7 protein-coding genes, 1 tRNA gene and 1 pseudogene are annotated in these 9,489 nt (G+C 59.4%); 5 read left to right on the forward strand and 4 right to left on the reverse strand.

Translation table 11 applies throughout. From position 1 onward, the window contains the following. A partial coding sequence (locus tag PHD22_RS15210) for an iron ABC transporter permease (RefSeq protein ID WP_299868716.1) occupies positions 1-1,093 on the reverse strand: 1,093 nt, incomplete at its 3' end. 37 nt (positions 1,094-1,130) lie between these two features. Between PHD22_RS15210 and PHD22_RS15215 the strand changes: the two genes are divergently transcribed. Continuing rightward, a complete protein-coding gene (locus PHD22_RS15215; protein WP_299868719.1) occupies positions 1,131-2,195 on the forward strand; it encodes an ABC transporter ATP-binding protein in 1,065 nt (354 codons plus the stop codon). A gap of 7 nt (positions 2,196-2,202) precedes the next feature. Here PHD22_RS15215 and PHD22_RS15220 read toward each other — a convergent pair whose 3' ends face one another. Next, positions 2,203-2,820 carry an RluA family pseudouridine synthase gene (locus PHD22_RS15220; RefSeq protein ID WP_366520749.1) on the reverse strand — a complete coding sequence of 206 codons (618 nt, stop codon included), beginning with the start codon at positions 2,818-2,820 and terminating at the stop codon, positions 2,203-2,205. Between the two features lie 356 nt (positions 2,821-3,176). Between PHD22_RS15220 and PHD22_RS15225 the strand changes: the two genes are divergently transcribed. The 4 genes from PHD22_RS15225 to ltrA all read left to right on the forward strand — a co-directional run bounded on the left by PHD22_RS15225 (position 3,177) and on the right by ltrA (position 7,866). Continuing rightward, positions 3,177-4,595, forward strand: a complete 1,419-nt coding sequence (locus PHD22_RS15225) for a circularly permuted type 2 ATP-grasp protein (protein WP_299868724.1) — start codon at positions 3,177-3,179, stop codon at positions 4,593-4,595. A gap of 2 nt (positions 4,596-4,597) precedes the next feature. After that, on the forward strand, positions 4,598-5,545 hold the full coding sequence (locus PHD22_RS15230; protein ID WP_299868728.1) for an alpha-E domain-containing protein: 948 nt from the start codon (positions 4,598-4,600) through the stop codon (positions 5,543-5,545). 84 nt (positions 5,546-5,629) lie between these two features. Beyond that, positions 5,630-5,706, forward strand: a tRNA-Pro gene (locus PHD22_RS15235). An 831-nt stretch (positions 5,707-6,537) separates the two neighbouring features. Then, positions 6,538-7,866: a group II intron reverse transcriptase/maturase gene (ltrA, locus tag PHD22_RS15240; protein ID WP_299868731.1), complete on the forward strand. Its 1,329-nt coding sequence runs from the start codon at positions 6,538-6,540 to the stop codon at positions 7,864-7,866. Between the two features lie 160 nt (positions 7,867-8,026). Here the strand turns inward: ltrA and PHD22_RS15245 are convergent. Both PHD22_RS15245 and PHD22_RS15250 read right to left on the reverse strand, forming a co-directional pair. After that, a pseudogene (locus tag PHD22_RS15245) lies at positions 8,027-8,737 on the reverse strand (IS66 family transposase); the annotation flags it as partial. Between the two features lie 560 nt (positions 8,738-9,297). Beyond that, the coding region (locus PHD22_RS15250; protein WP_299868734.1) for a hypothetical protein at positions 9,298-9,489 on the reverse strand (192 nt) is incomplete at its 5' end.

Here is a 9,489-nt window from a genome sequence, read left to right on the forward strand (position 1 = left end):
TGCCGGAGAGACGCACACTGTAGGCCATCAGTACTGCCAGCATCACGGCGATCAGCGCCGTGAGCCCGGCCAGGGTGAAGCTGTTGCGGGCCAGCAGGATAAAACGCTCTCCGAACTGGGCGTCACCCTCACCGAGGGCCATGCGAAGGAGCAACCCGGCAGGCAGCAAAAAACCCACCACAAGGGGAAGCAGGCAGGTCAGGGTCGCCAGCCAGCCGGCCAGGCCCTTCAGAAGGGCTGGTGGCGGGCGCCGCCGGCCGGAGGTGTTGTGGTAACGGGCCCGGCCGCGGGTAAAGCGTTCCAGAATCACCAGCAGCAGCACGAAACCGAGCAGGATGGCTGCCAGCTGGGCGGATGCTACCCGGTCCCCCAGGGAGAACCAGGCCCGGTAGATGCCCGTGGTGAAGGTGTCGACTGCGAAGTAGGCCACGGTGCCGTAGTCCGCAAGGGTTTCCATCAGGGCCAGGGCGACGCCTGCCGCAACCGCCGGTCGGGCCAGGGGCAGGGAAACCGTGAAGAAGGCCTTCCAGGGGCCGATACCCAGGGTACGGGCGGCTTCCAGTACGCCGCCACCTCGCTCGAGAAACGCAGTTCGAGCCAGTAGATAGACGTAGGGGTAGAGCACGAAGACGAACATCAGCATGGCGCCGGGCAGGGTGCGGATATCCGGGAAGTGATAATCGCCGTAGCGCCAGCCAAAGAGATCTCTCAAGGCGGTCTGTACCGGTCCTACGAATTGCAGGAAATCGGTATAGACATAGGCCATCACATAGGCTGGTACGGCCAGGGGCAGGACCAGTGCCCATTCGAACATCCGCCGACCCGGAAAGTCGTGCATGGCCGTCAGCCAGGCAGTGGACACCCCGATGATGGCCACACCGGCGCCTACGCCGGCGCACAGGGCCAGGGAATTGAAGATGTAATCTGGAAGGACGGTGCTGGCCAGATGGGACCAGGTGGCGCTGGTTCCGCCCAGAAAAAGATTGTAGGCAACACTGGCGACCGGAAGGCCGGCGAGCAGTGCAACGATAAGGGCGGTGAGGACGAGGGGGGAGAACTGTCCTGAGCGGCGGCGGAGGTGTTGTTCAATCATGGGCAAATTCGCGTTAATGCAAATTATAATCGACTGCATGGCTAAACTTGAACTTAAGGCTGTCGTTCAGCGTTATGGACGGCAGACCATCGTCAGTGGCGTTGATTTCAGTCTTCAGGCGGGCTCCATCGCCTGCCTGCTGGGCCCTTCCGGCTGTGGCAAGACCACGCTCTTGCGCTGCATTGCGGGTTTTGAAGAGGTTGCGGGGGGAGAGATCCGCATTCATGACCAGACCGTGAGTAAGCCCGGGTGGCGGGTACCGCCCGAACAGCGCCAGGTGGGCATGGTTTTCCAGGATTACGCCCTGTTTCCCCATCTCACGGTCGAACAGAACGTGGGGTTTGGTCTGGTCAGGGGTAGTGCCTCGGAAAAGGCCGCCAGGGTGGCCGAGTTGCTTGGAACCGTGGGGCTGGCTGGTCAGGGACGCCGCTTTCCGCATGAGTTGTCCGGCGGTCAGCAGCAGCGGGTTGCCCTGGCCAGGGCCCTGGCCCCCCGACCGGAACTGGTCCTTTTGGACGAGCCATTCTCCAACCTGGATGTGGATCTACGGGAGCGTCTGTCGGTGGAGGTGCGGGAAATCCTCAAAAAGGAAGGGATGACCGCGGTGCTGGTTACCCACGATCAGCACGAAGCCTTTGCGATGGCCGATGAGATTGGGGTGATGGCGGATGGGCGGATCCAGCAGTGGGACACCCCTTACAACCTGTATCACCGGCCGGCCAACCGGTTTGTGGCGGATTTTGTCGGCAAAGGGGTGTTCATTCCCGGTAAGGTGCTGGATGGCAACCATGTTCAGATCGAACTGGGCGTCCTGAACTCCGGGGTACCCATGGAGTGTACCCAGGGCTGTGATACGTGTGGCAAGGGGTGTGCCGTCGATGTACTGCTGCGCCCTGACGATGTGGTGCATGACGATGGCAGCCCGACGCAGGCTGAAGTCCTGCACAAGGCTTTCCGGGGTGCGGACATCCTGTATACCCTGCGTCTTGCCAGTGGTGTTGAAGTGCTTTCCCTGGTTCCTTCTCATCATAACCACGCCTTGGGTGAGCGCATCGGTGTGCGTCTCGAAGCCGACCACGTCATCGCCTTTCCCCAGCCCTGATCCTGGCTTAAAACGGCGGCGAACTTTCCATGCGCAAGGTTCGGCCGCAGCCCGGGTGGGGCAGTTCGAGCCGGGTAGCGTGGAGTAGCAGTCTTGATGCTGCGGCCCTGTGTTCCGGCGGTGCATAGAGTTCGTCCCCCAGGATCGGGTGGCCGATTGCCTGCATATGTACCCGTAACTGATGGGAACGGCCGGTGTGGGGCGTAAGCTCCACCCGGCTGGTGTCACTCAGCGGATCATGGGCCAGCAGGCAGTAGCTGGTAAGAGAGGCTTTGCCTGCCTCAGCGTCGACCTTTTGCCGGGGCCGGTTGGGCCAGTCGGTGCTCAATGCCAAAGCCACCTCTCCTGTGGGGGCATCCAGACGTCCTGCCACCACGGCAACGTAACGTTTTTGCACACGCCGCTGTTGGAAGCTGATGCTGAGCGTCCGCTCCATTTCTCGCCCACGTGCCATGACGATCAGGCCGGATGTCGCCATGTCCAGTCGATGAACGACCCGGGCGTCCGGGTAACAGGCTTGTACCCGGCTGGCCAGACAGTCCTCGTGCCCTGGCCCCCGGCCGGGTACGGACAGCAGGCCGGAGGGCTTGTCCAGGACCAGAAGATGGGGGTCTTCGTAAAGCACCCGCAACGGCTCCATCGGTGGTCGATATGTGATCGTTGGGAGTGCCTGGCTCATGGGAAGAGGGATCACTAAAAGGCGCGAATGATGCCATGCCTTTCCGTCTGATGGAGCAGGGTTGCCGGCCGACCTCCTTCATGCATTGACGGGGGCTGGAAGTCATTTTCAGATGAGTCTGTGCCATCTGCACCGAATCAAGGCACGGCCACCACACCAATCCAGTGCAAACGCACGAATATGGTGCGCAGATTTTATTACATAGAAAAAATATCCTTTAAAACAGTATCTTAATTGGTGGCACGATTTTCGCTAAATCAAAACTGTTGTCTCGGCATTACACTCATAACAGGCGAATGCGAATGGCCATCACAAAATTCTTCAATGAAATGACTGCGGACGACGGGAGTGTTCGTGGGCATTACGCGGGATACGCGGCGTGGCTCAGGGAGACGCCGCTGGATCGCATCGAGCGCAAGCGCGCCGAGGCAGATGCCCTGTTTCATCGCTATGGAATCACCTTCGCCGTGTATGGCGAGGAGTCTGGAACCGAGCGTCTGATTCCCTTTGACGTCATCCCTCGGATCATTCCTGCCCACGAGTGGAAGAGCCTCGAAACAGGCTTGCGCCAGCGGGTCAAGGCGCTCAATGCGTTCATTCATGACATCTACCACAATCAGGAGATCCTGAAGGCGGGATGCATTCCAGCACAGCAGGTCCTCAACAACGCCCAATATCGACCTGAGATGCAGGGTGTCAACGTACCTTGCGATATCTATGCCGCCATCGCGGGTGTGGATGTCGTCCGTGCGGGGGAGGGTGAATTCTACGTGCTGGAAGACAACCTTCGGGTCCCGTCCGGGGTGTCCTACATGCTGGAGGACCGCCGCATGATGATGCGTCTGTTTCCAGAGCTCTTTGCCAGGCATCGGGTAGCTCCGGTGGATCATTACCCCGACATGCTCCTGCATACGCTGCGCAGTCTCGCACCCCTTGGGGTCACCGATCCGACGGTGGTTGTGCTGACACCGGGCGCTTATAACAGCGCCTACTTCGAGCACGCCTTCCTCGCCCAGCAGATGGGGGTGGAGCTGGTCGAGGGGCAGGATCTCTTCGTGCGGGAGGATCAGGTCTTCATGCGTACGACCCAGGGGCCGAGGCGGGTGGATGTGATCTACCGTCGGGTAGATGACGACTTTCTCGATCCCAAGTATTTCCGCAAGGATTCGATGCTGGGCGTCCCCGGATTGCTGGACGCTTACAGGGCCGGGCGGGTCACTGTCTCCAATGCGATCGGGACCGGCGTGGCTGACGACAAGTCGATCTACCCCTATGTTCCGGAGATGATCCGTTTCTACCTGGGTGAGGCGCCGATCCTCAATAATGTACCTACCTACATGTGCCGCAAACCGGAGGATCTGGCCTATACCCTGGCTCATCTCCCGGAACTGGTCGTCAAGGAAGTGCATGGGGCAGGGGGGTACGGGATGCTGGTGGGCCCGGCCTCCACCATGGAGCAGATCGAAACCTTCCGCAAATACCTGATTGCCAATCCCGAGAAGTACATCGCTCAACCCACGTTGGCGCTCTCCAATTGTCCGACCTTCGTGGAGAGTGGAATTGCGCCACGTCACCTGGATCTGCGTCCCTTCGTCCTCTCGGGGACGGAAGTGCAGATGGTCCCGGGAGGGTTGACCCGCGTCGCCCTGCGCGAAGGTTCGCTGGTGGTGAACTCGTCCCAGGGCGGAGGCACCAAGGACACCTGGGTACTGGAGGCCTGAACATGTTGAGTCGTACTGCTGATCACCTTTTCTGGATGGCCCGTTACATGGAGCGGGCCGAAAATACTGCACGGATCCTGGACGTCACTTACCGTCTATCCTTGCTTCCCCAGAATGGGGAAGAAACCGAGTCCATGTGGGCGGGCATGCTCAAGATCATGGAGCTCCAGGACGCCTTTCTGATCAAGCACCCGGCCTTCACGACCGAAGCCGTTCTGGAGTTCATGATTCTTGATCGGGACAACCCGGGAAGCATTCTGCGCTGCTTGCGTGCCACCCGGGAAAATGCCCACGCGGTTCGAGGAACCCTGACTTCCGAACTCTGGGAGACCTCCAATGCAACCTGGCTCAAGATACGTGGTTTCACGATGACCAAGATCATGGAGAATGGTCCTGGAGATTTCTTTGAGTGGGTCAAATACCGGTCGCATCTCTCTCGTGGTGTCACGATTGGCACCATGTTGCAGGACGAAGCCTTACGCTTCATCCGTCTGGGTACCTTCCTGGAGCGGGCTGACAATACCGCCCGCATTCTGGAAGTCAAGTATCTGAACCTGCTGCCAGGCTCTCACGGTGATGCTCACATGGCAGATTACTACCAGTGGAGTGCCCTGTTGCAGTCGGTTTCCGCCTTTGAGGTATACCGCAAGGTGTACCGGGATCAGATGACGCCCCTGAGGGTTGCCGAGTTGCTGATCCTGCGTGCTGACATGCCTCGATCCTTGGCACGCAGCATGAAAGAGGTTTACTCAAACCTGACCTGGGTATCGAATGCTCGCTCGGCTGAAACGGAGCGTATGGCGGGTGAGCTGGAGGCTCATTTGCGTCTTGGTGACATAGAAAGTATCTTCGAAGGGGGCTTACGCAGCTACCTTGAGGATTTTCGCGAACGGATCTTTGATCTGGGGTGCAGGGTCTCGGACGATTTTCTGATTCCGATATCAGCTTGAGCAGGTGTTTTGGTCATTTATTCACGCTTTTCTGGTGAAAATCCTTGCAATAAAAAAGAAGCATGTCTATAATTTTTGGCTTGTCGGGGCGTAGCGCAGCCTGGTAGCGCACTTGCATGGGGTGCAAGGGGTCGCGAGTTCGAATCCCGCCGCCCCGACCAAAAGAAACCAGCACTTAGGCCACTCTTCGGAGTGGCCTAAGTGCTTTTCAGCGTCTGTACTTGAAATTTTCCCCCACAAATTCAAAAGCTGGCGGCGTGGCCGGCCGCTCTCGGTATCGTGCCGGCCTGTCACGCCAGCAGCGCGCTACGCTCGCTGATCACTGCCAAGCCTATGGGCTGCATACGTGTGCGCTGTCTGCCCTCCGCCGTCCCTGGTGAGTAGCAGTCTCCATTCTCGCGCCGTAGGCGCCTCGATTTTTCGTTCATATCGGAAACCGATTCCGAAGTGGGGCAATCGGCCGGATCTGGTTCTCGATCCAGTTATTGTGTGTGCCTTGCGAAGGCACGGTTGATTCGTCGGTGCAAATCCGACCCGGCCAACTCTCGCTCCGGCCGGAAGCACAGGGAGCGGTCCAGGAGGTAACAAATGGGCTGAAGCACTTCTTGAAACGGCCTCGAAGGAGGTCAGCGGGCCCTGCGGGCCGCAACGCGAGTAAACACTGAGCAGGCCTCGAAATGTCAGTTGTGGAAGCCGACTCGCCACAATAACGAGGAAGGCCGATGTCGTCGGAGAAGCGAGCGTGAAGGGCATCCGACGGTTCCACCGGGGTAGTGGTGGCAGCACGCAGGGGAGAGATCGACCGTGCAACAAGGGAAGTCCATGGTGGTGCGGGGCGGGCAGCCCGGCAACGACGATCCCGCGAGGGATGGAGTCGGCCCCATGGATGGCGGATGGGGGTGTAGTAGTGACGAAGCCGGGTAACGCTGGTAGAGCGAAGGCCCCCTGTTTCAGGACGTATGACGGAAAGTGGCAAGAGCCCAAGGATTGACGTGAGTCTACCCACCTTGCTGGATTCGGTTCGGACGCTACAGACCGCATTACAAACGAAAGCCAAGAACGAACCGGCTGCACGCTTCTACAGTCTGTGGGACAAGGTGTGCCGCGAGGACGTCCTCCATGAAGCCTACCGACGCTGCCGCGCCAATCGCGGTGCGCCGGGCGTCGATGGAGAACGCTTCGAGCACATTGAGGAATACGGGCGAAGCGCGTGGCTGGAAAGATTGCGGCAGGAGCTTACCGGGAAGACTTATCACCCGCGGCCCCTGCTGCGCGTGTGGATTCCCAAAGCCAGTGGTGGAGAACGACCGCTCGGTATCCCGTGCATCCGGGACCGGGTGGTGCAGATGGCGGTGTTGCTGGTGATGGGTCCGATCTTCGAAGCGGACCTGTTACCGTGGCAATACGGCTTTCGCACCGGGCTCGACGCAAAGATGGCCCTGCGCCGCATTCACTTCGGCATTGCCGACCGGGGTGCGCGCGAGGTGGTCGATGCGGACCTGTCCGATTACTTCAACACCATTCCCCACGGAGACCTGATGCGCTGTGTCGCCCGGCGAATCGCCGATGGCACGGTGCTGTCAGTGATCCGCGAATGGCTGAACGCACCGGTGGTCGAACGCTCTGCGCAAGGGGAGCGCCGCTCCACCGAAGCGAAGGATCTCCATCGTGGCACGCCTCAAGGCGGCATCATCTCGCCGCTGCTGGCCAACCTGTACTTCCGCCGCTTCATGCTGGCGTGGTACCAACACGGATACGCGAAGCGGTTTCAGGCGGAAGTGGTCAATTACGCCGATGACTTCGTGATTCTGTGCCGACCTGGCCAGGGCGAACACGCGATGGGCGCCATGCGGGGCCTGATGGACAGACTGGGGCTGACGGTCAACGAGAAGAAGACGCGGCTGGTGAAACTGCCGGACGAACGCTTTGACTTCCTTGGCTACACAGTGGGCCGCTTTTACGGCCGGGATGGTCGCCCTTACTGGGGTACCCGTCCCTCCAGAAAGTCGATCAAGCGCCTGATCCAGGACATCCACGACGCCACGACGTCGCGCTGGAATGCGCTCGATATCCAGAGCCGCATCGATCATCTGAACCCGATGATCCGGGGATGGGCGGGCTACTTCAGCCAGGGGCCGGTAAGCCGAATCTACCGGCTGATCGATCGCTACGCGGCGCGTCGTCTGCGGATCTGGTTGATGCGCAGACGCGGCAAGCGGGGAACGGGGTACCGCCAATACGCCGACCAATTCCTTTATGAAACCTTGGGATTGATCCGCCTGCTGCCGACGAGCACCGACCGTGCGAACGCGAAGGTTTGATGTGCTGAAAGAGAGCCGGATGCGGGAAATCCGCACGTCCGGTTCGATGAGCGGGATGTGGAAACGGAGCTAAGGCAACGCTACTTGGGCACCACCGGACGAAAGGGGTGGAAACGGACAAGCGAAACCTACGGCCACCGCGCCACATCTTGACTCCACCGATCGGCACGTTCCCATCGGTCAGGTAATGGGTCAGCGCCGCCCAACGCTTGAGGGTGTAGTCGATCGCCTTGGCGCTGGATGATCCGTTGGGAATCTGTCCCCGGCATGCCAGCAGCCAGGCTTTCAAGTCTTCCAGCAGTGGCTGCGCCTGGGTTTGGCGCAGCGCTTGGCGATCCTTGGCATCGAGCTCACGCGCTGCCTGCTCGATGGTATAAAGAGCGGCGATCCGCTCCAGCGCCTCACCCGCGATCTGGCTCTGCCCGTGTTCCTGAAGCTCGAAGAACTTGCGCCGGGCGTGGGCCATGCAGCCCGCTTCCGTGACACCTTTGGCGATCAAGGCCTTGTAGCCCGAGTAGTCGTCGCAGACGAGGGTGCCGCGCCACTCGCCCAGGAAGTCCCGGGCGTGCTGGCCGGCGCGGCTCTCGGCAAAGTCGTAGATCACCGCCCGGACCGGATCGTGGGCGCCGATGCTGTAGGACCACAGGTAGGCCCGATGGGTCTTGCCGGCCCCCGGGTCGAGCATCGCCACCGGCGTCTCGTCGGCGTGCAGCACCGGGAAGGCGAGGAGTTCTTCCTTCAGGGCGTCGACCAGAGGCTGCAACTGCTCGACCCATTGGGCGAGCGTGGATTGGGGAATCGCGAGCCCCGCCCGGCTGAAGATCTTTTCCTGGCGATAGAGTGGCAGATGATCTTGGTGCTTGGCCACCAGGCGTAACGGCAGGCAGGACAGCTCGGGCGGCTTGATGCCGCGCTCGCGCATCCAGCGCCGCAGCTGGTTGGCGTTGATCCCGTTGGGAAAAATCTGAAAGAAACAAAAGATATGCAATTAAGCGTCTTCAAATTATAAATTGAATAAAGATTAGGATCAGATTTGATGATTAGGTGAAAAAGTGTTGTTAAAAAAACAACAAGTCAGCATAAAAGATGCATTTTGTGCGATTTTGTCAAAAACGTCACAGCTACTAACTTCAGGTCATGACTATGGTGAAATGGTCGAGCACCATCATTCAAGAGAGCCTCGTGAGTCCATACAGGCTGAGTTGTCTCCAGAAGATGGATCGGAACGCAAAAACTACAAGGAGAATATGATCATGGCTCCCGTCCCTCTAACCTGGTGGATGGATTACTGGACAGGCGTCGTAGACGCCTTAACCGCTCATATGATGAACTGGAAGCCACGAGAACAGGGCCTGACAAACTCAACTGCAGAGCGCCCTAACAGGTTGTTGATTTAGCCAGATCCGAGCACTGGCAAGGCTTTCCCGGACGTTACAATACGATCTGCATTACCACTTTAATTGTTCCGATGCGCGGCACCGACCATAAACAGAGCCCCCCCTGTTCAGCTACGTCAATCTCGAGGATCGAATTCCCCGAGACCATCCGCTGCGTCGCGTGAAGGTGCTCGCCGATCTGGTTTTGCGTTCGATGTCTGCGCATTTCGATGCGCTCTATGCCGAA

This window comes from Zoogloea sp. (assembly GCF_028693495.1).
Lineage (GTDB): Bacteria > Pseudomonadota > Gammaproteobacteria > Burkholderiales > Rhodocyclaceae > Zoogloea.

Excerpts from the sequence above, each read along its gene's own strand:
- PHD22_RS15215 (WP_299868719.1), top strand. The coding sequence starts at position 1,131 with ATGGCTAAACTTGAACTTAAGGCTGTCGTTCAGCGTTATGGACGGCAG.
- PHD22_RS15225 (WP_299868724.1), top strand. The coding sequence starts at position 3,177 with ATGGCCATCACAAAATTCTTCAATGAAATGACTGCGGACGACGGGAGT.
- PHD22_RS15230 (WP_299868728.1), top strand. The coding sequence starts at position 4,598 with ATGTTGAGTCGTACTGCTGATCACCTTTTCTGGATGGCCCGTTACATG.